The sequence below is a fragment of the Sphaerotilus hippei genome (assembly GCF_003201595.1).
Taxonomy (GTDB): Bacteria; Pseudomonadota; Gammaproteobacteria; order Burkholderiales; family Burkholderiaceae_C; genus Sphaerotilus; species Sphaerotilus hippei.
Genome location: NZ_QJJS01000003.1, coordinates 46,547 through 72,297, shown reverse-complemented (window position 1 = coordinate 72,297; position 25,751 = coordinate 46,547). Strand labels below are relative to the sequence as shown.

Genomic DNA, 25,751 nt, shown 5'->3' with positions numbered 1-25,751 from the left:
GCTCAGGCGGACGCAACGACCGGGGCGCGAAAACGCTCCAGCGCCGCATCGACGACCCCCTCGACGCTGCCACGCCGGTCCTGCTGGGTCCGCAGCCAGGCGGCGTCCCCGCCTTCCTGCAGGCCGCGCACCAGGTGCTCCATGCCCGCCTCGCTGCCCAGCGCGGTGAAGTGCGGCCGCAGTGCCTGCAAGGTCTGAAGGATGTCCTCGCGCAGCGGCAGCGGCTCGTAGCTGCGGGGATGCACCGCCACGCCGTCGAGGCCGAAGCGGCAGGCCTGGAAGCGGTTGTAGTTGTAGACGAGGTAGTCGTCCTCCTGCGGATCGGGCTCGCGGCGCTGCAGCAGGTGGCGGCACAGCGCCTGCAGGTAGGCCGCCAGCGCGGCGGCGCGGTCGACCGCCAGCGGCGTGTCGCAGACCCGCAGCTCGATGGTGCCGAACTCCGGCTTGGGGCGGATGTCCCAGTAGAAGTCCTTCATGCTGCGCACCACGCCGGTGTGCTCCATCTTGGCGAAATAACGCTCCTCGAAGTCCTGCCAGCTCAGCAGGAACGGCGCCCGGCCGCTGAGCGGGAAAGCGAACACCGAGTTCAGCCGGGCCGACTGGAACAGCGTGTCCTGCCCCTGCACGTACGGCGACGACGCCGACAGCGCGATGAAGTGCGGCACGTAGCGGTTGAGCGCATGCAGCAGGAACATCGCGTCGTCCCCGCTCTCGCAGCCCACGTGCACATGCTGGCCGAAGATGGTGAACTGGCGCGCCAGGTAGCCGTAGAGCGTCGAGACCTCCTTGAAGCGCGGCTTGGGGTAGATGCGCCGCTCGGTCCAGCGCTGGAACGGATGGGTGCCGCCGCCGCACAGGCCGATGTTGAGCCGGTCACCGGCGGCCACCAGGGCATCGCGCACCCGCACGAGCTGGGCGAGCAGCTCGTCGTGGCGGGTGTGCACGTCGGTGGCGATCTCGATCATGCTCTCGGTGATCTCGGGCGTGACCGTGCCGGGGAACGGCGCGCGGCCGAGCAGCGCCAGCATGTCCTGGCTCGCCGCGACCAGGTCGAAGTCGCTCAGGCTGACCAGCTGCAGCTCCAGCTCGACGCCGAGGGTCAGCGGCCGGGAGGCCTTGAAGGTTTCCAGCGGCATCTCAGCGGCCCTCCTCGGGGTGGGCCTCTCCGGCCCAGACCAGGGCACGCTGCGTCAGCACCGGCCCGAAGATGTCCAGCAGCAGCGTCGCCGCCCCCAGCGGCGCGAGCTGGTCGACCAGGTCCACGCCCAGGAAACGGGTCTGCTCGAGCACCAGGATGACGAAGACCGAGATCGGTGTCATCGCCAGGCCGCTCAGCAGGCCCTTGCGCCAGGACACGCCGCTGACCCGCGAGAACGCCGCCACGCCCAGCGTCTTGGTGCAGGCCCGCACGAGCACCAGCGCCAGCCCCAGGCCCAGGCCGGCGGCCACCTTGGACCACTCCAGCGTCGCGGCGATGAACACGAACAGCACGATGGCCAGCAGGTCGCCGAGCGGGCCGAAGTTGCGTTGCGCCTGGCTGAGCACCAGCCTGCGGTGGCGGGCCAGCAGGCCGAAGGTCAGCGTGGCCAGCACCGGCGACAGGCGCAGCGCATGCACCACGGCCACCAGCAGCACGACCATGATCGCGAAGACCACCGTGGCGTCGGGACGGCTGCGGTCCGAGGCCCGCAGCACCCAGGGCATCGCCAGCCCGGCCAGCGCGCCCAGCCCGGCCGACAGCACCAGCACCAGCACGCTGCTCGACAGCGCCTGCCAGACGTTGCCCGAGGTCTCGAGCACCACCCAGCCGACGATGACCTTGAACACCAGCACCGACAGCACGCAGTTGAGCGCCGACAGGTGCATCACCCGCTCGGTCACCTGGCCGGTGCAGCGCTGTTCGTTGACCACCCGCAGCACCGCCGCCGGCGAGGTCGACATCGCCAGCGCCGCCAGCAGCAGCGCCGTGGTCGCGGGCTGCCCCCACCACAGCGCCAGTGCGGCCACCGCGATGAAGGTGATCAGCGACTCGACCAGCCCCATCACCGCGATCCACGGGTTGCAGCGCAGCCAGCGCAGGTTGATGCGGTAGCCCAGCTCGAACAGGATCAGCCCGAAGGCGATGTCGGCCAGCAGCAGCATCACGTCGCTGTGCCGGGCGGGCAGCACGCCCACCTGCGGCGAGGCGAGCAGGAAGCCGACCAGGCCGTAGAGGCTGATGCGCGGCAGGCCGGTCCAGCGGTGGCCGAGCTCACCGGCCAGCCAGGCGGCCATCACCGTGACGGGCCAGGCCAGTTGTTCAAGGATCGTGACGTCGAGCGGCATGGCGAGGATGGCTGGAGTCGCGAAGCGATCGATTATGCCCACGCCAGATGACGGATTTTCGCGTTTTCATGCTGTCACGTCCGCCGCCCCCCGCGGCCACGCCCTGCAAGACGACGAAGCCGGAGCACCGATCTGAAACCGGAAAATACCCTGCCCAAATTATCATCAAGGCACTCCCACCGGGTTTTCCTGTGCCTGGCCGATACGGCCGATCGACCGATACCGAAATGAACGAGCGCATGGCGTCGCCCCCCCGCAGCAAGCAGCGATACGATTTCCTGGACGGCATCCGCGGCCTGGCCGCCATCGCGGTGGTGGTCTTCCATTTCAGCCAGCTCAACGGCCACCACTGGATCGGCGCGGCCTGGATCTCGGTCGACCTGTTCTTCATCCTGTCGGGCCTGGTCATCTGCCACAGCTACGACGGCAAGATCCGGCAAGGCATGGGCATCGGCCACTTCTTCATCCAGCGCCTGATCCGCCTGGGCCCGCTCTACCTGTGCGGGCTGGTGCTGGGCATGCTCGCGGCGGTGCTCTACGTCAATACCCGACCCGGCACCATCAATCCGGTCGAGATGATGAATGCCGCGATGCTGGGCATGCTGCTGCTGCCTTATTTCAACAGTTCCTTCTGGCCTTTCGGCGATACCGGCATCAGCGGCGAGATATTCCCGCTGAACGGCCCGGCGTGGTCGCTGTTCTTCGAGCTGTTCGTCAACGTGGTGTTCTTCCTGTGCATGGCGCACTGGAAGCGGCTCAATCTCGTGGCCTTCACCGCCGCGACGCTGGCGCTCTTCATCGGCTGCACGCTGGCCATCATGGAGGTCAATCCGGGGTGGGGCCAGGCGAATTTCATCTACGGTTTTCCGCGGGTGACGGCCGGATTTTTCATGGGCGTGCTGATCTGCCGGCATGGCCGGCGCCTGGGCACGCCGCCACGCGGGCTGGCGCTCGGGCTGGTGGGCCTGATGTTCCTGTCGTTCATGACCAAGAGCGGCGCCATCGCGCTCGCGGTCTCCCTGGTCGTCGCTCCGCTGGCGATCTGGGCCGCCAGCACGCTGGCCATCGAACAGGGGCCGATGCGGGCGGCCTGCACGCGGCTGGGCGAGCTGTCCTACCCGCTGTACGTGGTGCACTTCCCGGTCTATCGCCTGATGTACGAGATCCCGGGCGTGGCGGGCCTGGGCCCGGTCGCGCAGACGGCGGTCACCGCGCTGGGCTCGGTCGCCGTGGCCGCGGCGTTGATCCCGCTGGACCGGGCCCTGAGGCGGCGCCTCACGGCCTGGCACGATCACCTGCGCACCGACCCCTCGGGGGCCGCGACGCCGTCCTTCGGCTGACCGGCGGCCCGTCCGGCCAAGCCTCAGCGCCGGCCGAGCGCTTGCTCGACGCCGCGGTTGGCCAGCTCGTCGGCCTTCTCGTTGCCGGGATCACCGGCGTGGCCCTTGACCCAGCGCCAGTCGATGCGGTGCAGCTGCGCGAGCGCATCCATGCGCTGCCACAGCTCGACGTTCTTGACCGGCTGGCGGGCCGCGGTCTTCCAGCCGCGTGCCTTCCAGCCGTGGATCCAGGTGGTGATGCCGTTCTTGACGTACTCGCTGTCGGTGTAGAGCACGATGTCGCAGTTGCGCTTCAGGCTGGCCAGCGCCTCGATCACCGCGGTCATCTCCATGCGGTTGTTGGTGGTGGCGGACTCGCCGCCCCACAGCTCCTTGCTGTGCTCGCCGCTGCGCAGCCAGACGCCCCAGCCGCCCGGGCCGGGATTGCCCTTGCAGGCCCCGTCGGTGTAGATGACGACCTTCGGACGGGTCACGGACGGCGCAGGGGCTGCGGCGGGAGAAGAATCGGTCATGCCAAGGTCCATCGTGGGATCGAAGAAGTGGAAGCGGGTGGAAAAAAGGGAGCGACCCGTCAGGTCGCACAATCTCAGCGGGCGCGGCGATCCGGCCCGACGTGGCGCGCCACCATGGCCGGCTGCGCGGCCGGCCGGCGGCGCGGCTGCCATGCCGGACCGAGCAGGCGCATGCCACGCACCCGCTTGATGGCCACCATGCAGTAGGTCGAGCCCAGCACCGGCCACCAGCGCTGGCCGGCCCCGTCGAGCCATTCGGTGCGCTGCAGCCAGCGCTCGGACAGCCAGGGCGGGCGATGGCAGCCATGGCCGCCGGCCTCGATCTCCAGGCCCAGCAGGCGCAGCCAGTCACGCAGGCGGCGCCAGCCGATCAGCTCGGCCTGGGGCGGCAGCGGGCACAGGGCGGGCATCGGGCCCAGCCGAGCCAGCGCCCGGCGCGCCAGGCAGCCGGCGCCCATCAGGCTGGCCGGGTTGTAGCCGAGCACCACCAGGCGCCCTTCGGGCCGCAGCACCCGCTCGACCTCCCGCAGGGTATGGTGCGGATCCCTGGCGATCTCGAGGGTGTGCGGCAGCACCACCAGATCCAGGCTCTGGGCCGGAAATGGCAGGGCCTCGAAGTCGGCCAGCACGCTGGGCAGCGTCGTCGCGCCCTCGGGCACCGCCCAGCCGGCCTGCTCGGCATCGCAGAGCAGCCAGCGGTGGCCCATCCGGCTCGAGCGCAGCCCCTGGAGCGCGGGCCAGCCGACCTGGATCGCATGGAAGCCGAAGATGTCGGCCACGATGCGGTCGATCTGGGCCTGCTCCCACGCCAGCAGATAGCGTCCGCTGGCCGATAGCAGCCAGTTGTCAATCCCTATAATCGATCGATCGTTCGCCATGAATCTCTGCGCACTGCCCGCCTTTGCCGACAATTACCTCTGGTTGCTCCATGACGGCCGTCGGGCCATCGTGATCGACCCGGGCGAGGCCGCGCCCGTGCTGGAGGCACTCGCCGCGGCTTCGCTGAAGCTCGACGCCATTCTAGTGACCCACCACCACGCCGATCACACCGGGGGCGTGGCGGAGTTGCGGCAGCGGACCGGCGCGCCGGTCTGGGGGCCGGCCCGAGAGGTGCTGCCCTTCGACTGCACGCGGGTGGGCGAAGGCGATCGCCTGTCGCTGCTCGGCCTGGAGTGGCAGGTGCTGGAGGTCCCCGGCCATACCGCCCATCACGTCGCCTATGTCTGCGAGGCCGTGACGCTCGCCGGCCAGACGGCTCCGGTGCTGTTCTGCGGCGATACGCTGTTCTCCGCCGGCTGCGGCCGGCTGTTCGAGGGCACGCCGCGGCAGATGCAGGACTCGCTCGATCGCCTGAGCGCACTGCCGGGGAATACCCAGGTGTGCTGCGCACATGAGTACACTCTGTCCAATCTCCGGTTCGCCCGCGAGGTCGATCCTGCCAACGCGGCCCTGGCCGCCCATGAGCAACGGTGCATCGCACAGCGCGGCCAGTTGCTCCCCACGCTGCCTTCCACCCTCGAGGTGGAGCGGCAGATCAATCCGTTCCTGCGCTGCGATGACGCCGCCGTGATGCGATCCGTGGTCGCCCATTCGGGCTGCCCACCCGATCGCCTTTCGGTCTTTGCCGCGCTACGTTCATGGAAGAACAGCCACCGATGACGTCCGCCCTCCGCTCTGCCCCGCCCGCGCGCCTGCGTCCGATCACCGCCGCCCTGGGCATCCTGGTGCTGACGCTGACCGGCTGCGCCTCGACGCCGTCGACGTTCGCCGAACTCGAGGCACCGCCGGCGCTGACCACCGTGGCCCACGCCGGACAGGCCGCGGCGGATCCGGTCGCCGCCGCGCCGGCCGGCCGGCCCGAGATGGGCGATGCCGAGGCGGTGGCCTCGACGCCGGGTGCGGTCGCGACCGGCGTGCCCGCCGCGGTGGCCGCACCGATCGAGACCCTGGTCGTGACCGACCCGCTCGAGCCGAAGGAAGAGATCCGCTTCGACGACCAGAAGGCCCGCGAGGACCTGTGGCACCGGGTGCGCGGCGGTTTTGGCATGACCGACATCGACAGCCCGCTGGTGGGTGACCACGAGAACTGGTACGCCAACCGCCCGGACTACGTGCAGCGCATGACCACCCGCGGCTCGCTCTACCTCTTCCACATCGTCGAGGAGGTCCAGAAGCGCCGCATGCCGACCGAACTGGCGCTGCTGCCCTTCATCGAGAGCGCCTTCAACCCGGGGGCGATGTCCTCGGCCAAGGCCTCGGGCATGTGGCAGTTCATGCCGATGACCGGGCGTGACTTCGACCTCAAGCAGAACATCTTCCGCGACGACCGCCGCGACGTGCTGGCCTCCACCCGCGCGGCACTCGACTACCTGGCGCGGCTGCACCGGCAGTTCGGCGACTGGCATCTGGCGCTGGCAGCCTACAACTGGGGAGAGGGCAACGTCGGCAAGGCGATCGCGCGCAACCAGCGCGCCGGCCTGCCCACCGACTACCTCAGCCTGAGCATGCCGGCGGAGACGCGCAACTACGTGCCCAAGCTGCTGGCGGTCAAGAACATCGTCTCGCGCCCGGCCGAGTTCGGCCTGAACCTGCCGCCGCTGCAGAACCACCCCTACTTCGTCAGCGTACCCATCGAGCGGGACATCGACGTCGACCTCGCCGCCCGGCTGGCCGGCATCTCGCTCGACGAGTTCAAGACGCTGAACCCGCAGATGAACAAGCCGGTGATCCTGGCGGCCGGCACGCCCCAGGTGCTGCTGCCCTACGACAACGCCAGCGCCTTCGTCTCGCGCCTGAAGCAGCACCGCGGCACGCTGGCCAGCTGGACGGCCTGGGTCGTGCCCAGCACCATGCGACCGGCCGACGCCGCACGCACCGTGGGCATGAGCGAGGCCGCGCTGCGCGAGATCAACCGCGTGCCGCCCAAGATGCTGGTCAAGTCCGGCTCGACCCTGCTGGTGCCGCGCAGCGCGCACCGCGAGCAGGACGTGCCCGAGCATGTGGCCGACAACGCGCAGATGGCGCTGGCCCCGGACCTGCCCCCGCTCAAGCGGGTCGCCATCAAGGCCCGCAAGGGCGACACGATGGCCAGCCTGGCCCGGCGCTACCGCGTCGGCGCGAACCAGCTGGCCGAGTGGAACCGCATGAGCCTGGGCAGCCGCCTGAGCTCGGGCCAGAGCCTGGTGATGTTCCAGCCGGCCAAGGCCACCAAGGTCGGTCGCCCGACCGCGGCCGAGCGCGACGACGATCGCCCGGCCGGCCGCATCGGCTCGAAGAGCGAGCGCAAGCGCTCGGCCAAGGCGGAAAAAGCCGATAAGGGCGACAAGCGCCGCGGCGCGGTCAGCGTGGCCCTGAAGGCCGGCAAGGACAAGAACAAGGCGACCGCCTCGGCCAGGAGCACGCCGGCCAAGCCGGTCCGCGTGGCCACGGCCCGGGTCGCGCAGGCCCGCTGAACTCCGGCCGGCACCGCGGTGCCGGCCCCCCGGGTTTCAGCGCCGGTCGCTCAGTGCATGGGCGATCGTGCCCAGGTCCACGTACTCCAGCTCGCTGCCGATCGGCACGCCACGGGCCAGCCGCGTGACGCGCAGGCCGCGGCTGCGCAGCGTCTCGCCGATGACGTGGGCCGTCACCTCGCCTTCGGCGGTGAAGTTGGTCGCGATGATGACCTCGCGCAGCGCGGGGTCCGATGCCCGCTCGATCAGCAGGGGCAGGCCGATGTCGGACGCCCCGATGCCGTCGAGCGGGCTCAGCTTGCCCATCAGCACGAAGTACAGGCCGCGGTAGCTGCCGGTGCGCTCGAGCGCGGCCTGGTCGGCCGGCGACTCGACCACGCAGAGCAGGCGCGGGTCGCGGGCCGCATCGAGGCAGGTCGAGCAGACCGCGGCCTCGGTGAAGGTGTGGCAGCGCTCGCAATGGCGCATGCCCATGACCGCCGCCTCCAGCGCCCGGCCCAGCTGCAGCGCCCCCTCGCGGTCGTGCTGCAGCAGGTGGTAGGCCATGCGCTGCGCCGACTTGGCGCCCACGCCGGGCAGGCGGCGCAGACCGTCCATCAGCGCGGCCATCAGACCCGGCGGGTGTTCGTCAGGCAGGCTCATGGCAGGCGGACGTCCAGGACCGGACCGGTCAGAACGGGAACTTCATGCCCGGGGGCATCGGCATGCCGGCGGTCAGCTTGCCCATCTTCTCCTGGCTCAGTGCCTCGGCACGGCGCACGCCGTCGTTGAAGGCCGCGGCCACCAGGTCCTCGAGCATGTCCTTGTCGTCGGCCAGCAGGCTCGGGTCGATGGTGATGCGCTTGACGTCGTGCTTGCAGGTCATGACGACCTTGACCAGACCGGCGCCGGACTGGCCTTCCACCTCGATCAGGCCCAGTTCATCCTGGGCCTTCTTGAGGTTGTCCTGCATGGCCTGCGCCTGTTTCATCAGGCCGGCGAGTTGTCCTTTGAGCATGGGTTTGTCCTTTCAACGACAGCAATGGGAGAAAAAGATCGGCGCCCCGGGCGCCGGCCGGGTCAGCGTGGCCGGATCGACCCGGGCACGACCCGGGCGGTCGGGTATTGCGCCAGCAGCTGCTGGACGACGGGGTCCTCGAGGATGAAGGCCTCGGCCTCGGCCTGGGCACGGGCCTTGGCGGCGATGTCACGACGGGCCGCGCTGTCGGTGACCGCCGCGGCCTGGATCTCGATGCGCACCGCATGCCCCAGCAGATCCCCCAGCGCCGCCTGCAGGCGGTCGCGGTGGCTGGGCTGGCGCAGCGATTCACGTTCGACCCGCAGCACCCAGCGTTCACCCCCTTCGGCCGCCTCCACGGCCACGCACTGGGCCTGCCAGGCCAGCTCGCGCACCATGCCGGCCAGCACCCCGCGTGCGAACAGCTGCTCGGCCACCATCATCCAGCGCTGCATCATCGCATCGGCGGCCGGCGGCACCACGTTCAAGGCGGTCGCGGCGGCGGCCACATCGGCCGGGCGGGCCGCGTGGGGAATGACCTGGCGGGCGGCAGGAGCAGGAGCAGGAGCAGGAGCAGGAGCAGGAGCAGGAGCAGGAGCAGGAGCAGGAGCGGACGGCTCGGCCAGCCGGCGCGGCGCCGAGCGGGGCGGCTCACCCAGTGCGCGGTCCATGGCCGCCGCGGCATCGGCCATCAGCGCCTGGGCGGCCCGGGCGACCCCTTCCGGATCCAGCCCGGACAGCGGGGCCGGCACGGTCTTCACGGGCGCGGCCGCCGGGGACGGCTCGTCCCAGGGCGGAGCGGCGCTGCCGGCACCGGCGTTCATGTCCTCGGGCGGGATGTCGAGCCAGGGCGGCGGCTCGGACAGCGACTCGCGCGACGGCGCCGCAGCACGCGACACCACGGCGGGCGCCACGGGCGACGGGGCAACCGCCGGCCGCTCCGGCCGGCGTGAGGCACCGGCCGGAGCGGCCTCCTGGACCGCAGCAGAAGACCGGACCGGTGCGTTCGGTGACCCGGACAGGGATCGGGCAGGCTCGGCGGGGAGCCGCGGCGGCTCGGGGGCGACGGCGGACACCGGCGCGGCCGCCTGCACCGGTGCGGGTGCGGGTGCGGGTGCGGGTGCGGGTGCGGGTGCGGGTGCGGGTGCGGGTGCGGGTGCGGGTGCCTGGACCCGAGTCTGGACGGCTGCGGCCGTCGGGGCGGGCGACACGGCCGTCACGGCAGCTGCCGTCGGGGCGGTGCCCGAGGTCGCGCCGGTCGCCGGTCCGCGGCCCGGGGCCGGTGACGGACCTGCGCCGCCGCCGGTCGGTCGGAAGGCCAGCAGGCGCAGCAGCACCATCACCAGGCCGCTGTACTCGTCGGGCGCCAGGCCCACCTCGGTGCGGCCGTGCAGCGCGATGCTGTAGAGCAGCTGGATCTCGTCGGCGGGCAGCAGGCCCGACAGGCGCTGCACGACCGGCGCCTCCGGATCGGCCGCATCCAGCGCCGCCGGCACGGCCTGCACCACCGCCATCTGCTGCGCCAGCGCCAGCAGCTCCTCCAGGAAACCGGTGGCCGACAGCCCCAGGCCACGCAGCTGGTTCACCACCTCGACCATGGCGGCCCCGTCGCTGGCGGCCAGCGCCTCGACCAGCCGGACCACGTGGCCGCGGTCGACGGCCCCGAGCATCTGGCGCACCGGGGCCTCGGCCAGCTGCCCGCCGGCAAACGCGATGGCCTGGTCGGTCAGCGACAGCGCGTCGCGCATGGAGCCGCGGGCCGCGCGCGCCAGCAGGCGCAGCGCGGCCGGCTCGGACGGCACCTGCTCGGCCGTCAGCACGGTGGCCAGGTGCGACTCGACCGTCTCCGGCGCCATCGGCCTCAGGTTGAACTGCAGGCAGCGGCTGAGCACCGTGACCGGCACCTTCTGCGGATCGGTGGTGGCCAGCACGAACTTCAGGTACTCGGGCGGCTCCTCGAGCGTCTTGAGCATCGCGTTGAAGGCCGTCGTCGAGAGCATGTGCACCTCGTCGATCAGGTAGACCTTGAAGCGCCCGACCACCGGCTTGTAGACCGCCTGGTCGAGCAGCTGGCTGATCTCGTCGACCCCGCGGTTGGAGGCCGCGTCGAGCTCGACGTAGTCGACGTGACGACCGGAATCGATGTCGCGGCAGGCCGGGCAGACGCCGCAGGGATGGGCCGTGATGCCCCCCTGCCCGTCGGGGCCGGTGCAGTTCAGGCTCTTGGCCAGGATGCGCGAGACCGTGGTCTTGCCCACCCCGCGGGTGCCGGTGAACAGGTAGGCGTGGTGCAGCCGTCCACGGGTGAGCGCATTGCTCAACGCCTGCACGACATGCTCCTGCCCCACCATCTCGGCGAAGCTGCGCGGGCGATATTTACGGGCCAGAACGACGTATGACATGGGGCGCGATTCTAGGGTGCCCGATAATCCAGCCCCATGAATCCCGCCGCACCTCACGAATCCACCGACCCGGGCACGCTCAGCTACGAGCAGGCCGGGGTGAACTACGACCTCATCGACCCGCTGAAGATCTCGGCCCAGCGTGCCGCCGCGTCGACCGCGACGCAGCTGGCCGGCCACGGTTTCACCGAAGTCGCCGCCTCGCGCGGCGAATCCGCCTACGTCGTCGACGTCGGCCCGTTCTACATCGCCTCCATCGTCGAGTGCCTGGGCACCAAGACCCTGGTGGCCGACGAGATGGCCACGCTGACGGGCCGCAGCTACTACGACGGCATCGCCCAGGACACGATCGCGATGGCGGTCAACGACCTGATCACCGTCGGCGCCACGCCGCTGGTGGTGCAGGCCTACTGGGCCGCCGGCGGCTCCGACTGGTTCGGCGACAACGCCCGTGCCCAGGCCCTGGTGGCCGGCTGGAAGAAGGCCTGCGAGGTCTGCAACGTCGCCTGGGGCGGCGGCGAGACCCCGGCACTGGCGGGCATCGTCGAGGCCGGCCGCATCGACCTGGCCGCCTCCTGCACCGGCCTGATCAACCCGAAGGAGCGACTGTCGGTCGGTGACCAGCTCGGCGCCGGCGACGCCATCGTCCTGCTGGAATCGAGCGGCATCCACGCCAACGGCCTGAGCCTGGCGCGCAAGCTGGTCGAGCGCCTGCCGCAGGGCTACCTGACCGAGGTCCGGCCCGGCCTGAGCTACGGCGAGGCGCTGCTGGCCCCGACCGTGCTGTATTCGCCGGTCACCGAGGCGCTGTGGAAGGCCGGCATCGCGCCGCGCTACTGCGCCAACATCACCGGCCACGGCTGGCGCAAGCTGCTGCGCCACCCGGCCGAGCTGACCTACCGCATCCACACCGTGCCGCCGGTCACGCCGGTGCTGGCCTTCATGCAGCAGCACGCCCGGCAGGACGACCGCGAGGCCTATTCGACGCTGAACATGGGCGCGGGCTTCGCGATCTTCGTCCAGGCCGAGGACGCCGAGCGCACGGTCGAGATCGCCCGTGCCCAGGGCATCGCCGCCTGGAACGCCGGCGTGGTCGAGGCCGGCCCGAAGCGCCTGCTGATCGAGCCGCTGGGCATCGAGTTCGGCAACGACGACCTGCAGCTGCGCTGATCCGGCCGGGTTCGCCATGCTGCCCTGGCTGCCCGACCACGATCCCCTCGCCCCGTTCCCGCCCACGTCGCAGGCGCTGGGCGAGGACAGCGGCGCGGCCGGCCTGCTGGCCGCCGGCGGCTGCCTGAGCCCGGCGCGGCTGGACCAGGCCTATCGCCACGGCATCTTCCCGTGGTTCGGCGACGACGACCCCATCCTCTGGTGGAGCACGTCGCCGCGCATGGTGCTGGCCACCGCCGACTTCCGCTACCACCGCTCGCTGCGCAAGGTGGTGCAGCGCTTCATGGCCACCCCCGGCTGCGAGGTGGTCATGGACCGCGACACCCCCGCCGTGATCCGCGCCTGCGCCGGCACGCCCCGCGAGGGCCAGTCCGGCACCTGGATCGTGCCCGCGATGCAGCGGGCCTACATGCGCTGGGCCGCCCTGGGCGGGGTGCACGGCATCGAGACGCGCATCGACGGCGAGCTGGTGGGCGGCCTCTACGGCGTGTGCATCGGCCGCATGTTCTTCGGCGAGTCGATGTTCGCGCACCGCACCGACGCCTCCAAGATCGCGCTGGCGGCGCTGGTGGCCTGGTGCCGCGAGCAGCACATCCCCTGGATCGACTGCCAGCAGCAGACCCGCCACCTGGCGTCGATGGGCGCGGCACCGGTCCCGCGCGAGGCCTTCGAGGCCCATCTGCAGGCGGTGACGCCGCAGCCCGGGCCGCAGCGTTTCGTGCTGTCGCCCCGCTGGTGGGACACGCTGGCCTGACGCGCGGCCCCCGGGCGTGCGCCGGACCCTGTACTTTCTTGCAGCGCATTTCCGGCCCGCTGTCGCTGGGGATCTATCCCGAGTGGCAGGCCCCGGGCCCGCTGTCGACAATGGTCCGATGGACGGACCATGATGGAGTCGACCCTGGGCAAGCTGCTGTCGCTGTGGGATCCGCGCCGCAATGTGCGGGCGCGTTTTGCCCTCGTCTTCGGGCTGACCGGCGTGCTGCTGGCGGTGGCCGCGGCGACCGCGGTGTTCCGCTTCGAGATGCAGCAGCTGGAGATGCGGGTCGGCCAGATCGCGCGCCTGCAGCTCCAGCAGATGCAGCGCTCGCTGGCCCTCAGGCTGGTCGGCCACCTGCAGGAGATGGAGCGGGCCACCTCGCTGCCCGGCTGGGTGGACGGCACGCTCAGCGACCTCGACATCCGCGTGGCGCTGGAGCAGCTCAAGCTGTCGCAGTCGGGCTTCGTCTGGCTGGGCCTGGTCGACCAGGACGGGCAGGTGCGGGTCTCGACCGGCGAGCTGCAGCGCCTGGTCGACTTTTCCGCTCGCCCCTGGTTCCAGCTCGCGCGGCGGCAGCCCGTCATCGGCAATGTCTACCTGTCGGACTCGCTGCGCTACCAGCTGCCGCCTCATCCCGAGGGGGGCCTGCCCCGGCTGCTCGATCTGGCGATCCCGGTCTACGACAGCAACGGCCAGCCCGGCGCGGTGCTGATCGCCCATCTGGGCTGGGAGCTGATCGAGGCCGACAGCAAGGCCATGCTCGGCGCCGACACCCAGACCGCCGCCGCCGATCTGGTGGTGACCGATGCCCTGGGACAGGTCTGGATCGGCCCGCCGCCGCTCAATGGCCAGCGGCTGGTGATGCCCGAGCTGGACGAGGTGATCGACCGGCCCGCCTCGGTCACGCTGGCCTGGCCCGACGGGAGCGAGCATGTGTCGGTGGGCCTGCACCTGAACCGGGCCGGACCGGTGCTGGAGCGGGTCGACCTGCCGGACTGGACGCTGCTGCTGCGCCAGGATGCACGAGGGGTGCGCCTGCACGCGACCGAACTGCAGCAGCGCGTGCTGGCGCTCGGCCTGGGCTGGGCGCTGATGTTCGCGGTGCTGAGCTGGTGGCTGGCCGGACGGCTGAGCCGCCCGATCGTGGCGCTGGCCCGCACCGCGCGGCAGCTCCAGAACGACACGCCCGGCCAGCGGTCCGCCGACCCCGGCCCGCAGCGCCCGGACGAGCTGGGCCAGCTGACCAGCGCCCTGCACCAGCTGCACGAACGCACCCGCGACCAGATGCAGCAGCGCGAGGAGATGGCGCAGCGCTACCTGGCGCTGTTCGAGGAATCGCCCGACGCGGTCTGCGTGCACCAGGACGGCCGCGTCGTGCTGGCCAACCGCGCCTGTGCGGCCCTGTTCGGCGCCGGTGAGGCGCGGGCGCTGATCGGCCGGCCCGTGCACACGTTGCATCCGCCCGAGGCGCTGGACGGATCCGGCGACGGCCCCGTCACCGGCACGCGGGTCCGCCCGGGCCTGCACACGCTGCGGCGCCTGGACGGCGAGGCCCGCGAGGTGGAGGTGACGGTGTCGGCCTTCTTCGACCGCGGCCAGCGGGCCCACCATGTGGTGATGCGCGACGTGACGGTGCAGCGCCTGATCGAACGGGACCTGCTGGCGCTGCACCGCCTGCTCGAGCGCACCAGCGCGCTGGCGCACGTGGGCGGCTGGGCCTGCGAACGTGAGCCGCGCCAGGTCACGTGGACCGAGGAGACCGCGCGCATCCATGGCCAGCCGGGGCGCAGCGCCCTGCCCGCCGACGAGGCGCTGCTGGCCTACGACCCGGCCTCGCGCAGCGCGCTGACGGCCGCGATCGAGCGGGGCTTCGGACAGCAGGAGGCCTGGGACCTGATCCTGACGCTGCAGCGTGGCGATGGCACCACCCGCAGCGTGCGCATGCAGGGCCTGCCGGTGCAGGAGCGGGGCCGGGTGGTCCGGCTCGAGGCGGCGCTGCAGGACGTCACCGAACTGCGGGAGGCGGAGGACGCGGTGCGCGCGCTCAACGCCGCGCTCGAGGAACGGGTGCAGGCCCGCACGGCCGAGCTCACCGCGGCCAACGCCGAGCTCGACAGCTTCGCCTACGCGGTCTCGCACGACCTGCGCGCCCCGCTGCGGGCGATGAGCGGCTTCTCGAGGTCGCTGATCGAGGACCAGGGACCACGCCTCGATGACGAGGGGCGTGACGACCTGCAGCAGATCATCCTGGCCAGCCAGCGCATGGCCGAGCTGATCGACGGGCTGCTGGCGCTCTCGCGCATCACCCGCGGCGACCTGCGCCACGACGAGGTCGACGTCTCGCAGATGGCGACGCGGCTGCTCGAGGAGCTGCAGCGCACCGAGCCCGGGCGGCAGGTGCAGTGGCAGATCGACCCGGGCCTGTCGCAGTGCGGCGACCGCCGCATGCTCGACGCGCTGATGCGCAACCTGCTGGGCAATGCCTGGAAATACACCGCCCGCTCCACGCCGGCACGGCTGCATGTGCAAGGCCTGCGGCAGGACGGGCGCGACTGGATCGCCATCGAGGACAATGGCAGCGGCTTCGACATGAAATACGCCCAGCGCCTGGGCAAGCCCTTCCAGCGACTGCACCGCATCGACGAGTTTCCCGGTCTGGGCATCGGCCTGGCCACGGTCTACCGCATCGTGCGCCGCCACGGCGGCGACCTGCAGGCCCGGGGTGAACCCGGCCGGGGCGCACGGTTCATGTTCACCCTCACTCCCGCCCCGGTGCCTGCACCCGGGGCCGACGACCATGAAGACCATCCTGCTGGTTGAGGACAATCCCCAGGACGAGAAGCTGACGCTGCGGGCGCTGCGCCGGGCCGACGTGGTCGACCGCATCGACGTCGTGCGCGACGGGCAGCAGGCGCTCGACTACCTGTTTCGCCAGGGCGAATACGCCGACCGGGAAGGGCCGCTGCTGCCCACGGTCGTGCTGCTGGACATCGGCCTGCCCCGGTTGTCGGGCGTCGAGGTGCTGGCCGAGCTGCGTGCACGCGAGCAGACCCGCCTGCTGCCGGTGGTGATCCTGACCTCGTCGGACGAGGAGATCGACCGCCTGGGCAGCTACCGCAACGGCGCCAACAGCTATGTGCGCAAGCCGCTCGACTTCGACGACTTCGCCCGGACCGTGGCGGCCCTGGGGGTCTACTGGGTGGCCACCAACGCCCCGCCGCCGGGGCTCGACGCCCGCTGAGGCGCCGGTGACCCTATGATGACGGTGCACCGGGGCCGACGCCGATGGAGCGTGCGCCCGGCACGAGGGACCGCCGTACCGTGACCTACCCGAAGGATCTTCCACTCGCGCAGCTGCAGTTCTATGCCACCGCGCCCTACCCCTGCAGCTACCTGGGCGGGCGGCAGGCGCGCTCCCAGGTGGCCACGCCCTCGCACCTGATCCACGCCGACACCTACTCGGAGCTGGTGGCCGCGGGGTTCCGCCGCAGCGGCCTGTTCACCTACCGGCCCTACTGCGACGGCTGCCGGGCCTGTGTGCCGCTGCGCATCCCCGTGGCCGACTTCCAGCCCCGGCGCAGCCAGCGCCGCGCCTGGAAGGCCCACCAGGGGCTCGAGGCCCGGGTCATGCGGCTGGGTTTCGTCGACGAGCACTACGCGCTCTACCTGCGCTACCAGATGCAGCGCCACTCGGGCGGCGGCATGGACCAGGATTCGATCGACCAGTACACCCAGTTCCTGCTGCAGAGCCGGGTCAACTCGCGGCTGGTGGAGTTCCGCCAGCGCCAGCCCGATGGCCGCGACGTGCTGAAGATGGTCTCCATCCTCGACGTGCTCGACGACGGCCTGTCGGCGGTCTACACCTTCTACGAGCCCGACGACGAGGCCAGCTACGGCACCTACAACGTGCTGTGGCAGATCGAGCAGGCGCGCGAGCTGCGGCTGCCCCACGTCTACCTGGGCTACTGGATCGACCAGAGCCGCAAGATGGCCTACAAGTCGCAGTTCCTGCCCCACGAGCTGCTGGCGGCCGACGGCCGCTGGCAGCGCCACGGCGATCCGGCCCGCCCGGGTGGCCATCAGGCGCCTGCCGAGGCCGGTTGACGGCCCGACGGTCCCGGGCCCGAAAGGAAGACGGCGCGTGCGGCCCACCCCGCACACGCCGCCGTCACTTCACGGGCCGGGCCCGTGCCCCGGCGTGACCGGGATCAGAAGAAGACGATGCCACCCAGCGACAGCGTGCGCGACCTGGTCTCGGTCGTGCTGTCGGTGACCTTCTCGTTGTTGTACTCGCCCACCAGGGTGATGTACTTGTTGAGCGCGTGGTAGACGCCGGCGGTGTAGGCCGTGTTCTTGCGCTCGTTGCCCGCCCCCAGCACGCCGCCCTTGTCCTTGTTCTGGCCCAGGTTCAGGCCGAGCTTGGTCGCCCCCATCCTGTAGGTGCCTTGCAGGAAATAACCCTTGGACTCGGTGCGGTTGCCGGCGCCGTCGCTGCCGCCGAAGAACTGGGCCCCGACGGTCGACAGGCCCAGGCCCTTGCCGGTGAAGCCGTAGGCCAGCGCCTCGAAATCCCCGACGCCGGCCTTGGCCCCCAGCTCGAAGCCGCGGGCGTTGAAGGCCGGCGTGCTGCAGGGCGAGTTCGAGCAGTGGGTGTTCTGGCTGACCAGCCCGGCCCAGACCTTGCCGTTGGCCGCCCCCTTGAAGTCGTAGTCGACCTTGGCCTGGAAACCCGGGCTCTTGGTGGAATCCCCGGCGAACTTGCTCGGCTGGAAGATGCCGGCGGCCGCCGAGAGGCCACCCAGGTCCGGCGTCGAGTAGGTGATCTGCGGCTGGAAGCCGGTGTACATGTAGCCGTGGCCGATCATGCCGAAGGTGGTGTTGAACGGGATGTTGGCTCCGGTCGTGCCACCCACGCCCAGCAGCGTCATGTCCGACAGGATGACGTTCTGGCCGAACAGGCCGATGTCACGGCCGAACTTCAGGCGGCCCCAGCTGGCGTTGCCGAACTGGAAGTAGACGTTGCGCGTGTCGATCTGGCTGTAGGGATTGCCATTGCCGGGCGTGGCCGCATTGGGCAGGCCGACGATGGTGGAGTTGTTGTTCAGGCCCGGGGCGAAGCTGATGTGCGCCTTGATGTCCTGCTCATCCACCTTGGTGGTGGCCACGAAGTTGATCCAGCCCGGCAGCAGGCCGTTGCCGACGGCGCTGTCCTGCGTCCTGGTCTGGGCGCCGGTGGCCTTGACGGTGGTGGTGACGTCCCGGTTCAGGTAGAAGCCGTTGATCGTGCCATTGATGTCCAGGGTCATGTCGCCCTGGGTGAAGCTGACGGCGTGGCTGCTGCCGGCAGCAGCCAGCAGGCACAGGGCGGCGGCGCGGGCGAGGATCGTCGGTTGCATGGAAGGTCTCCTTCTGATGGGTTCGGTCGAACACCTGCTGTTGCAGGCTGAACCCTCAGGGGCCAGTTCCGTGCCACCGGCGCGCCCGGCCGGATCGATCCCATTTCAAGGGTTCTCCCGGCCCGCCGGGCCGGATCAGTGTCGCCGCGGGACGCCCGCAACGGCCGGCCCGGACCCTGCTTCGTCGCAAGGCCCGCGCGTCCATCCGGGTCTGCACGGACGATGAACCGTGGTGACAACGGTTTCAGCCCGCCGATCTTGCGTCTTCGCTCTGGCGTCGGCCCGCTCCCTGGTGAAACCCCTCGGTAACCCGTCGTCCGACAACCGTCACACAAAACCGAGGGCGGTGTTCGAGTAGTTGCCCAGGTCGGGCAGCACCGTCGCCAGCTCGGACGACGTCAGGCCCATCCAGCGCCCCATCGTCGCGGCGTACTGGGTCACCGAGGTGGTCGGCAGCAGGCGCCCGGAGCCGGCGTCGGTGGCCGTGCCCAGCGCCGTGACCGGGAAGCTGCCGTAGATCGTGCGGCCACGCACCGCCCCGCCGGCGACGAAGTGATGCGAGCCCCAGCCGTGGTCGCTGCCCGCGCCGTTGCTCGTCAGCGTGCGGCCGAAGTCGCTGGCGGTGAACAGCAGGGTGTTGTCGAACAGGCCGATGCCCTGCAGCGTGCGCAGGAACCAGTCGACCGAATGGGCCACGCGCGACATCAGCAGCGGCTGGTCACGCCACTGGAAGGCATGGGTGTCGAAGCCGCCGATCGACACCATGAAGACCTGGCGGCGCATGCCCATGGCGGGGCCGGCGCCGATCATCTGCGCGACGATGCGCAACTGGCGGGCGAGGTCGTCCTGGCTCAGGTTCAGCGTGCCGCCCGACGGCAGGGCGATGGCCGAGGTCGGCAGCGCGGGCACCGCGGTGGACGACAGCGCGGTGCGCAGCGTCGCGGCCGTCTCGAGCGATCGCCGCATGACCCGGGCGTACTCGGACTGGAACACGTTGCTGCCGGAGGTCTGCAGCACCGTGCGCAGCACGGGCGACGCCGAGTTCGACTCCAGCCCCCAGCCGCGGGTGAGGTGGTTGACGCCCACCGGGCCGTCGACGCTGACCTGGTACTGCGTCACGCTGTTGCCCGACAGGAACACCGCATTGCCGGCCGAGGACACCGCGGTGAACACCGGCTGCGAGTTGGCCGACATCAGCAGGTCGCCCATGCGTCCGCCCCAGCCCGACAGCGCCCCTTCGGGCGACAGCGACTGCCAGGTCGACTGCTGGTCGTTGTGCGAGAAGAGCTTGCTGGGCAGGGCCGTGCCGGCCAGGTATTCGGCCTTGGTGATCGGCCGCACCAGCGGGCCGACGTTGGCCAGCACCGCCGCCCGCCCCGCCTCGTACCAGCTGCGCAGCGGCGCCAGCTCCTGCGGCATGCCGAAGCTGCGGCCCGAGCCCTGGGTCGTGCTGGTGATGCCCTGCAGCCGGGCCAGCGGCCAGGCCAGCTCGCGGCGCACGGCCGTGTACTGGGCATGGCCCGTGGCGTCGATGGGCACCACCCAGTTGTGGGCATCGTTGCCGCCGTTCATGAACAGGCAGACCAGGGCGCGGTAGCCGCTGGTGTCGGCCGCCGAGGCGCTCTGGGAGGCCATCGCCCCCAGCCCCGCGAGGCTGAGCGCGAACGGCGAGGCCAGGTGGGTGTGGAGCGGACCGACCGCGGCAGCCAGGCCGGAGGCGGTGCGAAGGAAGTGTCGTCGCGAAGTGGTCATGGCGTCAGCGTTGCACGAGGTATTCAGGGGAGGCCATGACGATGAAGACCGCCATGCGGGTGCGGGCCAGCGCCGAGCCGCTGCCGGTCACCCAGACGGTGGCCATGGCGTCGGTGATGGCCTGGCGCAGGGACGTGCTCATGCGCCCGCCCATCAGCATCACGTCGAGGCTGTCGAGGAAACCGGCGGTGTCCCCCGCGTTCAGCAGGCGCACCTGCTCGGCGTAGGCCGAGGAGATCTCCTGGCGGTTGTTGACCCAGCCCAGGCCGTACCAGGCCATGTTCTCGGCCAGGTTGACCCAGCTCGCCGCGGTGGCCTCGTTGACGATCTGGAACTCGGGCACCGTCATGCCGCTGGTCGAGAAGGCGGTGTTGGGCGGCACGTAGCCCGGACGGAAGTAGCCGAAGACCGAGGGCGCGTAGAGCGCCATCTGCCCGGTGGGCATCACGTCCCAGCTGAAGGTGAAGGTGTTGCTGACGGAGGTCGACTCGAACGCCCGCATCCAGTGCGCCACCCGCAGCACCGGCTCGCGCAGCTTGCCGGAGGTGGCCGTGGGCGTGCCCCGCGCCTCGGCATCGGTCAGGATGGCCCGCACCACCGCCGCGAGGTCCCCGCGCACGCCCTTGCCGTTGTTGGCGAACACCGCGGCCACCCGGCCGACATAGGCCGCGCTGGGCTGGCTGGTCACCAGGCGCTGGATCAGCTGGCGGCCGATGAACGGACCGACGTTGGGGTGGTTGAACAGCGTGTCCAGCGCGATGCGCAGGTCGTTGGCCGCGGTCGCGCCGGCCGGCAGGGTGACGGCCCACGACTTGCCCGCGAACAGCGTCTTCTGCGCGGTGGAGTGCTGGCCCGGATAGGCCTTCATGCGCTGCACGTCGAGCCGCTGGTCGACCGCCTGGGTGTAGTCGGGCCCACCCCAGAGGAAGTTGGCTTCGGTGAGCTGGCTGTCCGGGAAACCCCAGCTGAAGCCGGTGAACACCTTGGCCATCGCCATCACGTCGGCGTTGCCGTAGGTCTCGATGGGCTTGCCCGCGCTGTCGCGCTTGTAGCTGCCGTCGCTGTTGAGCTCGTAGAGGCCGATGGTGAAGAGCTGCATCACCTCGCGGGCGAAGTTCTCGTCGGGCAGGCGACCGGTGCTGGTGTCCTCCTTGCGGTTGCGCAGGTGCGACAGGTAGAGGCCCATCGCCGGGCTGAGCGCCACCTCCTCGAGCAGCGCCCGGAAGTTGCCCAGCGCATGCCGGTTCAGCCCGTCGAGGTAGTGGGCATAGGCCCGGTCGTTGTAGGCCACCGTCGAATCGTTCATCGACGCCATCAGGATCTGGTGCAGCGCGAACGCGGTGCGCCGGCGCAACTGGTCCGGCGCCGAGCGGGCCGCCGACCAGAAGGCGGTCGACACCCGGTACCCATCGCGCTTGGAGCCACCGGCCCGGTAGTCGGGACCCAGGCTGTAGGACAGGTCGACGTAGGGCACGTAATGGTCCGTCACCGGCAGTGCCAGCTGGGCATCGATCCAGCCGGACTGGCCCTTGGCCAGCACGGTGTCGATGTCGCCCGGGGTCGGCCCGAAGGTGGCCTGCATCAGGAAACGCGAGGCCTCGGCCCGCTGGGCCAGCACGGTGGCCGCGGTCGACGCGGTCGTGGTCACCGGCCAGGTCAGGCGCAGCGCGCCGGCGGACGTGAGGTCGGTGCGCCCCGGCCAGACCAGCACGTTGTCGAAGGCCTCGGCACCGCTGCCCCAGTCCACCACCGCACCGGTGGCGGTGGGCAGCACGGTGGAGGTGCCGTCGCTCAGCTGCTCGATGTAGAGGTTGCGGTCCTCGCCGGTGCTGGCGTTGTACTGGTCGTTGGTGAACACCACCTCGACCTTCGCCCCGCCGACCAGCGTGGCGGCCGAGAACGAGTAGCTGGCCGTCGTGGTGCTGCGCACCTCGACGCTGCCGATCTGCACGCCGTTGATGCGCACCACCATGATCGGCCCCACGCCGCCGTAGAGCGTCGCGCGGGCCCGCACCGTCAGCGTCGGCGTGCTGACGGCCAGCGCCTGGGCCGTGCGGGCCTCGGTGGTGGTGGTCGTGCCATCGGTCGTGGCCGCTGCCGCGGTGTCGGTGCCGGCCGCGGTGGCGGCCGACGCCTCGGCGGCCTCGTCACCACCGCCGCCACAGGCGGACAACAAGGCCAGGGCCGTGGCCATCGAGAGGAAAGCGAGTTTCCGGGGTGGAGTCTTGGACATGCGGATACGGCTGCGCCAGGAGAACGGCACTTGAATCTGTACAAGTACACATTGTTCGGTATCCGCATTGTGTCGATTCCGGAAGCGACTTCGAGCCCGTAAAGTGGGCAAAAGTAAGCGGTGTTCCGAGGCTCGTGCGAGCCTGAGGCGGGCTGCCTCGTGCGGCGGCGCCGGTGCGAAACATCTCGCCACACAAGCGCCAGAAAAGAGACAGGGCCCGCAGGCCCTGTTCGAGACTTCTTCACGCGCGCCACCGGCGCCGGCTCACTTCACTGCAGCGGCACACCGGTCTTGGCCTGCACTTCCTCGCGGCTCACGCCCGGGGCCAGCTCGACCAGCTTGAGCCCGTGCGGGGTCACGTCGAGCACCGCCAGGTCGGTGATGATGCGGTCGACCACACCCAGGCCGGTCAGCGGCAGGGTGCACTCGGGCAGGATCTTCAGGTCGACCGTGCCGTCCTTCTTGGTCGCCACATGCTCCATCAGCACGACGACGCTGCGCACGCCGGCGACCAGGTCCATCGCGCCGCCCATGCCCTTGACCATCTTGCCCGGGATCATCCAGTTGGCCAGGTCGCCCTTCTCGCTGACCTGCATCGCGCCCAGGATGGCCAGGTTGATCTTGCCGCCGCGGATCATGCCGAAGCTGTCGGCGCTGGAGAAGATCGACGAGCCCGGCAGCGTGGTCACGGTCTGCTTGCCGGCGTTGATCAGGTCGGCGTCGACCGCATCCTCGGTCGGGAAGGGGCCGATGCCCAGCAGGCCGTTCTCGCTCTGCAGCCAGACCTCCATGCCCTCGGGCACGTGGTTGGCCACCAGCGTGGGCAGGCCGATGCCCAGGTTCACGTAGAAGCCGTCGGACAGTTCCTTGGCTGCGCGGGCGGCCATTTCATCGCGGGTCCATGCCATGGTGGTGTTCTCCTCAGGCCTTTGCACGCACGGTGCGTTGTTCGATGCGCTTTTCCGGCGTCTCGTTGAGCACGATGCGGTGCACGAAGATGCCCGCCAGGTGCACCTGGTCCGGATCGATCTCGCCGGTCTCGACGATCTTCTCGACCTCGACCACGGTGAGCTTGCCGGCCATCGCCACATTGGGGTTGAAGTTGCGGGCCGTGCGGCGGAACACCAGGTTGCCGCTGCGGTCGGCCATCCAGGCCTTCACCAGCGAGACCTCGGGGGTCAGCGCACGCTCCATCACGTAGGTGTGGCCGTCGAACTCGCGCAGCTCCTTGCCCTCGGCCACGATCGTGCCCACGCCGGTGCGGGTGAAGAAGGCGGGGATGCCGGCGCCACCGGCACGCAGCTTCTCGGCCAGCGTGCCCTGCGGGGTGAACTCCAGCTCCAGCTCGCCCGACAGGTACTGGCGCTCGAACTCCTTGTTCTCGCCCACGTAGCTGGAGATCATCTTGCGGATCTGCCGCGTCTGCAGCAGCTTGCCCAGGCCGAAGCCGTCGACCCCCGCATTGTTGGAGATGACCGTCAGGTCCTTCACGCCGCTGGCCTGCAGCGCGTCGATCAGCGCCTCGGGGATGCCGCACAGGCCAAAACCACCGACGGCCATCAGCTGGCCGTCCTTGACGATGCCGTCCAGTGCCGCGGCGGCGCTGGGATAAACCTTGTTCATGCTTGCCTCCAGATCAAGTCGGGCAAGCGTACTACGTAATGCCTTACGTAGGAGCTACGTAAAATTGACTAAGGCCGACCCCTCGAGGCCGCCACCCTCCCGGGTCCACGAACCGAAGCAGAGCCCAGCGATCGCCATGCCCGCCCCCGACGCCATCCCCGCCCAGCCGCTGACCGATCCCGCCTCGGCGCCGGATCCGGCCCACTACCGCACCGCCTTCGACCTGGCCCCCATCGGCCTGGTGCTGTCGCGCCAACGCACCATCATCGACTGCAACCAGCAGGTGCTGGCGGTCTTCCGTGCCAGCCGCGACCAGCTCATCGGCCAGAGCTTCGAGGTGCTCTACCCCAGCACCGACGAGTTCCGCCGCACCGGCGAGCGCATCGTCGCCAGCCTGGACGGCCACGGCCGCTACGCCGACGAACGTGTCATGAAGCGTGTGGGCGGTGGCGAGCTGTTCTGGTGCCACGTCTCGGGCCGGGCGCTGGACCCGGCCCATCCGCACGCCTCGGGCATCTGGGCCTTCGAGGACCTGTCGGCCCACCGCCAGGTCAAGGCCGAGCTGACCCCGCGCGAGCGCGAGATCGCCGCCCTGCTCATCGAGGGCCTGACCAGCAAGCAGGTCGGCAAGCGCCTGCAGATCAGCCCGCGCACCGTCGACGTCTACCGGGCCCGCCTGATGCGCAAGTACGAGGCAGCGACCACGGCCGAGCTGGTGCACAAGCTGCTGAGCGGCTGATGCGCCCGGGCCGATGCCGCCATGCCCCCACGCCGAGCCGTCCGGTTCGTGCCCGCTAAGCTGGCGCCCATGAACCCGCTGCACCCCAAGAAGCTGCTGCTGACCAAATGGACCGCGGTGGCACCGGTCGCCCGCCAGAAACACTTCCTGGTGTCGAAGGTGATCGTGCCCGAGCTGCCAGGCCAGGCGCTCGAGCAGGTCGAGATCGAGGCGGTGCACTCGAAGGCGAGCCGGCGGATCGACTGGCGCGAGCTGCGTGATCCGTCGAAATGGCGCCAGGGCTGGGTCTGAGCACCGCCGGCGCGTTATCGTCGGCCCCCGCACACCCCGGATCAACAGGAACAGGAACAGGAGCTGGACATGGGATGGTTCTCGAAGAAGGACGACGGATTCTTTCTGGCCACGGTCGTGCCGAATGGCGAAGGCGCACGGGTCGAGAAGTTCCTCGGCGTGGTCAACGGCGAGGCGATCATCGGCGCGAACATCTTCCGCGACCTGTTCTCGTCGGTGCGTGACGTCGTCGGCGGCCGGGCCGGCGGCTACGAGCGGGCCCTGTCGGGAGCACGCGACGCGGCGCTGGAGGACATGATGGCCGCCGCCCGCGAGCTGGGTGCCGACGGCATCGTCGGCATCGACTTCGACTACGAGGTGCTCGGCGAGACCAACGGGATGATGATGGTGGCCGTCAGCGGCACGGCCGTGAAGATGGCCTGACGACACCCGCAGGGCACGGGCGGCCGCGACCGTTCGTGCCACCGGCCGCACCGCTGAAGCCTGGCGGGCGGCGCGGCGCTCAGATGCGCTGGCGCTCCTGCAGCGCGTTCTGCAGCCCGAGCAGCTCGTCGAGCACCTCGATGGCGAACCCCCGGCGACCGGGCCGGGAACTGACCATCAGCTCGTCGAAATACGCCCGCAGCGCCTTCGGGTCCTGCCACAGCAGGGCCATGCGGTTGATGATGTGGGCATGGCGCTTGGCCGTGATCAGCGGGCGCACCGAGATCGGGATGCTCTGCATCAGCCGTGCGCCCTCCGGACTCAGCGTCGCGGGACCAG

General features: G+C 70.5%; 24 protein-coding genes. 11 read left to right on the top strand and 13 right to left on the bottom strand.

Annotation, left to right across the window (positions count from 1 at the left end):
• Window positions 1-2: 2 nt before the first annotated feature.
• The gene (locus tag C7444_RS04065) at window positions 3-1,136 is read right to left on the bottom strand and encodes a YbdK family carboxylate-amine ligase (RefSeq protein WP_110399558.1); all 1,134 of its coding nucleotides are present in this window, start codon (window positions 1,134-1,136) and stop codon (window positions 3-5) included.
• Between the two features lies 1 nt (window position 1,137).
• Window positions 1,138-2,325 carry a cation:proton antiporter gene (locus C7444_RS04060; protein WP_110399557.1) on the bottom strand — a complete coding sequence of 396 codons (1,188 nt, stop codon included), beginning with the start codon at window positions 2,323-2,325 and terminating at the stop codon, window positions 1,138-1,140.
• Window positions 2,326-2,564: 239 nt separating this feature from the next.
• Between C7444_RS04060 and C7444_RS04055 the strand changes: the two genes are divergently transcribed.
• The gene (locus C7444_RS04055; RefSeq protein ID WP_170130622.1) at window positions 2,565-3,665 is read left to right on the top strand and encodes an acyltransferase family protein; all 1,101 of its coding nucleotides are present in this window, start codon (window positions 2,565-2,567) and stop codon (window positions 3,663-3,665) included.
• A 23-nt stretch (window positions 3,666-3,688) separates the two neighbouring features.
• Here the strand turns inward: C7444_RS04055 and rnhA are convergent, their stop codons facing one another.
• On the bottom strand, window positions 3,689-4,177 hold the full coding sequence (rnhA, locus tag C7444_RS04050) for a ribonuclease HI (protein WP_110399555.1): 489 nt from the start codon (window positions 4,175-4,177) through the stop codon (window positions 3,689-3,691).
• 74 nt (window positions 4,178-4,251) lie between these two features.
• Window positions 4,252-5,055 (bottom strand): class I SAM-dependent methyltransferase, encoded by an 804-nt coding sequence (locus C7444_RS04045; protein WP_110399554.1) that lies wholly within the window; start codon window positions 5,053-5,055, stop codon window positions 4,252-4,254.
• Here C7444_RS04045 and gloB point away from each other — a divergent pair.
• The gene (gene gloB, locus C7444_RS04040) at window positions 5,054-5,836 is read left to right on the top strand and encodes a hydroxyacylglutathione hydrolase (RefSeq protein ID WP_110399553.1); all 783 of its coding nucleotides are present in this window, start codon (window positions 5,054-5,056) and stop codon (window positions 5,834-5,836) included. The genes C7444_RS04045 and gloB overlap by 2 nt on opposite strands.
• Window positions 5,833-7,629 (top strand): transglycosylase SLT domain-containing protein, encoded by a 1,797-nt coding sequence (locus tag C7444_RS04035; protein WP_110399552.1) that lies wholly within the window; start codon window positions 5,833-5,835, stop codon window positions 7,627-7,629. The genes gloB and C7444_RS04035 overlap by 4 nt, the downstream gene beginning before the upstream one ends.
• 36 nt (window positions 7,630-7,665) lie before the next feature.
• Here the strand turns inward: C7444_RS04035 and recR are convergent, their stop codons facing one another.
• From recR to dnaX, 3 genes are all read right to left on the bottom strand, one after another.
• Window positions 7,666-8,271, bottom strand: a complete 606-nt coding sequence (gene recR / locus C7444_RS04030) for a recombination mediator RecR (protein WP_245909401.1) — start codon at window positions 8,269-8,271, stop codon at window positions 7,666-7,668.
• Between the two features lie 28 nt (window positions 8,272-8,299).
• On the bottom strand, window positions 8,300-8,626 hold the full coding sequence (locus tag C7444_RS04025) for a YbaB/EbfC family nucleoid-associated protein (protein ID WP_110399550.1): 327 nt from the start codon (window positions 8,624-8,626) through the stop codon (window positions 8,300-8,302).
• Window positions 8,627-8,688: 62 nt separating this feature from the next.
• On the bottom strand, window positions 8,689-11,028 hold the full coding sequence (gene dnaX / locus C7444_RS04020) for a DNA polymerase III subunit gamma/tau (protein ID WP_110399549.1): 2,340 nt from the start codon (window positions 11,026-11,028) through the stop codon (window positions 8,689-8,691).
• Between the two features lie 36 nt (window positions 11,029-11,064).
• Here dnaX and C7444_RS04015 point away from each other — a divergent pair, with 36 nt between their 5' ends.
• The 5 genes from C7444_RS04015 to C7444_RS03995 all read left to right on the top strand — a co-directional run bounded on the left by C7444_RS04015 (window position 11,065) and on the right by C7444_RS03995 (window position 17,059).
• Complete coding sequence (locus C7444_RS04015; RefSeq protein WP_110399548.1) at window positions 11,065-12,198, top strand: AIR synthase-related protein; 1,134 nt, start codon at window positions 11,065-11,067, stop codon at window positions 12,196-12,198.
• A 16-nt stretch (window positions 12,199-12,214) separates the two neighbouring features.
• Window positions 12,215-12,952, top strand: a complete 738-nt coding sequence (gene aat, locus C7444_RS04010) for a leucyl/phenylalanyl-tRNA--protein transferase (RefSeq protein ID WP_110399547.1) — start codon at window positions 12,215-12,217, stop codon at window positions 12,950-12,952.
• 129 nt (window positions 12,953-13,081) lie between these two features.
• Entirely contained in the window at window positions 13,082-15,775 is a 2,694-nt protein-coding gene (locus C7444_RS04005) for an ATP-binding protein (RefSeq protein ID WP_110399546.1), read from the top strand.
• Window positions 15,753-16,196: a response regulator gene (locus C7444_RS04000; protein ID WP_110399545.1), complete on the top strand. Its 444-nt coding sequence runs from the start codon at window positions 15,753-15,755 to the stop codon at window positions 16,194-16,196. The genes C7444_RS04005 and C7444_RS04000 overlap by 23 nt, the downstream gene beginning before the upstream one ends.
• 80 nt (window positions 16,197-16,276) lie before the next feature.
• Window positions 16,277-17,059 (top strand): arginyltransferase, encoded by a 783-nt coding sequence (locus tag C7444_RS03995; protein WP_110399544.1) that lies wholly within the window; start codon window positions 16,277-16,279, stop codon window positions 17,057-17,059.
• A gap of 104 nt (window positions 17,060-17,163) precedes the next feature.
• Here C7444_RS03995 and C7444_RS03990 read toward each other — a convergent pair whose 3' ends face one another.
• The 5 genes from C7444_RS03990 to C7444_RS03970 form a co-directional block, all read right to left on the bottom strand.
• Window positions 17,164-18,351 carry a porin gene (locus C7444_RS03990; protein WP_110399543.1) on the bottom strand — a complete coding sequence of 396 codons (1,188 nt, stop codon included), beginning with the start codon at window positions 18,349-18,351 and terminating at the stop codon, window positions 17,164-17,166.
• 327 nt (window positions 18,352-18,678) lie between these two features.
• Window positions 18,679-20,103, bottom strand: a complete 1,425-nt coding sequence (locus C7444_RS03985; protein WP_110399542.1) for a DUF1501 domain-containing protein — start codon at window positions 20,101-20,103, stop codon at window positions 18,679-18,681.
• 4 nt (window positions 20,104-20,107) lie between these two features.
• Complete coding sequence (locus C7444_RS03980; protein WP_146219347.1) at window positions 20,108-22,336, bottom strand: DUF1800 family protein; 2,229 nt, start codon at window positions 22,334-22,336, stop codon at window positions 20,108-20,110.
• Window positions 22,337-22,605: 269 nt separating this feature from the next.
• Complete coding sequence (locus tag C7444_RS03975; protein WP_110399540.1) at window positions 22,606-23,244, bottom strand: CoA transferase subunit B; 639 nt, start codon at window positions 23,242-23,244, stop codon at window positions 22,606-22,608.
• Between the two features lie 13 nt (window positions 23,245-23,257).
• The gene (locus C7444_RS03970; protein WP_110399539.1) at window positions 23,258-23,959 is read right to left on the bottom strand and encodes a CoA transferase subunit A; all 702 of its coding nucleotides are present in this window, start codon (window positions 23,957-23,959) and stop codon (window positions 23,258-23,260) included.
• 136 nt (window positions 23,960-24,095) lie between these two features.
• Between C7444_RS03970 and C7444_RS03965 the strand changes: the two genes are divergently transcribed.
• From C7444_RS03965 to C7444_RS03955, 3 genes are all read left to right on the top strand, one after another.
• Window positions 24,096-24,698 carry a PAS and helix-turn-helix domain-containing protein gene (locus tag C7444_RS03965; RefSeq protein WP_110399538.1) on the top strand — a complete coding sequence of 201 codons (603 nt, stop codon included), beginning with the start codon at window positions 24,096-24,098 and terminating at the stop codon, window positions 24,696-24,698.
• Between the two features lie 69 nt (window positions 24,699-24,767).
• Window positions 24,768-24,989 (top strand): TIGR02450 family Trp-rich protein, encoded by a 222-nt coding sequence (locus C7444_RS03960; protein ID WP_110399537.1) that lies wholly within the window; start codon window positions 24,768-24,770, stop codon window positions 24,987-24,989.
• Between the two features lie 69 nt (window positions 24,990-25,058).
• On the top strand, window positions 25,059-25,412 hold the full coding sequence (locus C7444_RS03955; protein ID WP_110399536.1) for a heavy metal-binding domain-containing protein: 354 nt from the start codon (window positions 25,059-25,061) through the stop codon (window positions 25,410-25,412).
• A 79-nt stretch (window positions 25,413-25,491) separates the two neighbouring features.
• On the opposite strand, the gene C7444_RS03950 is transcribed toward C7444_RS03955, so the two are convergent.
• Window positions 25,492-25,713, bottom strand: a complete 222-nt coding sequence (locus C7444_RS03950) for a hypothetical protein (RefSeq protein ID WP_110399535.1) — start codon at window positions 25,711-25,713, stop codon at window positions 25,492-25,494.
• Between the last annotated feature and the right edge of the window lie 38 nt (window positions 25,714-25,751).

Excerpts from the sequence above, each read along its gene's own strand:
- C7444_RS04065 (WP_110399558.1), bottom strand. The coding sequence starts at position 1,136 with ATGCCGCTGGAAACCTTCAAGGCCTCCCGGCCGCTGACCCTCGGCGTC.
- C7444_RS04060 (WP_110399557.1), bottom strand. The coding sequence starts at position 2,325 with ATGCCGCTCGACGTCACGATCCTTGAACAACTGGCCTGGCCCGTCACG.
- C7444_RS04055 (WP_170130622.1), top strand. The coding sequence starts at position 2,565 with ATGGCGTCGCCCCCCCGCAGCAAGCAGCGATACGATTTCCTGGACGGC.
- rnhA (WP_110399555.1), bottom strand. The coding sequence starts at position 4,177 with ATGACCGATTCTTCTCCCGCCGCAGCCCCTGCGCCGTCCGTGACCCGT.
- gloB (WP_110399553.1), top strand. The coding sequence starts at position 5,054 with ATGAATCTCTGCGCACTGCCCGCCTTTGCCGACAATTACCTCTGGTTG.
- C7444_RS04045 (WP_110399554.1), bottom strand. The coding sequence starts at position 5,055 with ATGGCGAACGATCGATCGATTATAGGGATTGACAACTGGCTGCTATCG.
- C7444_RS04035 (WP_110399552.1), top strand. The coding sequence starts at position 5,833 with ATGACGTCCGCCCTCCGCTCTGCCCCGCCCGCGCGCCTGCGTCCGATC.
- recR (WP_245909401.1), bottom strand. The coding sequence starts at position 8,271 with ATGAGCCTGCCTGACGAACACCCGCCGGGTCTGATGGCCGCGCTGATG.
- C7444_RS04025 (WP_110399550.1), bottom strand. The coding sequence starts at position 8,626 with ATGCTCAAAGGACAACTCGCCGGCCTGATGAAACAGGCGCAGGCCATG.
- dnaX (WP_110399549.1), bottom strand. The coding sequence starts at position 11,028 with ATGTCATACGTCGTTCTGGCCCGTAAATATCGCCCGCGCAGCTTCGCC.
- C7444_RS04015 (WP_110399548.1), top strand. The coding sequence starts at position 11,065 with ATGAATCCCGCCGCACCTCACGAATCCACCGACCCGGGCACGCTCAGC.
- aat (WP_110399547.1), top strand. The coding sequence starts at position 12,215 with ATGCTGCCCTGGCTGCCCGACCACGATCCCCTCGCCCCGTTCCCGCCC.
- C7444_RS04005 (WP_110399546.1), top strand. The coding sequence starts at position 13,082 with ATGATGGAGTCGACCCTGGGCAAGCTGCTGTCGCTGTGGGATCCGCGC.
- C7444_RS04000 (WP_110399545.1), top strand. The coding sequence starts at position 15,753 with ATGAAGACCATCCTGCTGGTTGAGGACAATCCCCAGGACGAGAAGCTG.
- C7444_RS03990 (WP_110399543.1), bottom strand. The coding sequence starts at position 18,351 with ATGCAACCGACGATCCTCGCCCGCGCCGCCGCCCTGTGCCTGCTGGCT.
- C7444_RS03985 (WP_110399542.1), bottom strand. The coding sequence starts at position 20,103 with ATGACCACTTCGCGACGACACTTCCTTCGCACCGCCTCCGGCCTGGCT.
- C7444_RS03980 (WP_146219347.1), bottom strand. The coding sequence starts at position 22,336 with ATGTCCAAGACTCCACCCCGGAAACTCGCTTTCCTCTCGATGGCCACG.
- C7444_RS03975 (WP_110399540.1), bottom strand. The coding sequence starts at position 23,244 with ATGGCATGGACCCGCGATGAAATGGCCGCCCGCGCAGCCAAGGAACTG.
- C7444_RS03970 (WP_110399539.1), bottom strand. The coding sequence starts at position 23,959 with ATGAACAAGGTTTATCCCAGCGCCGCCGCGGCACTGGACGGCATCGTC.
- C7444_RS03965 (WP_110399538.1), top strand. The coding sequence starts at position 24,096 with ATGCCCGCCCCCGACGCCATCCCCGCCCAGCCGCTGACCGATCCCGCC.
- C7444_RS03960 (WP_110399537.1), top strand. The coding sequence starts at position 24,768 with ATGAACCCGCTGCACCCCAAGAAGCTGCTGCTGACCAAATGGACCGCG.
- C7444_RS03955 (WP_110399536.1), top strand. The coding sequence starts at position 25,059 with ATGGGATGGTTCTCGAAGAAGGACGACGGATTCTTTCTGGCCACGGTC.
- C7444_RS03950 (WP_110399535.1), bottom strand. The coding sequence starts at position 25,713 with ATGCAGAGCATCCCGATCTCGGTGCGCCCGCTGATCACGGCCAAGCGC.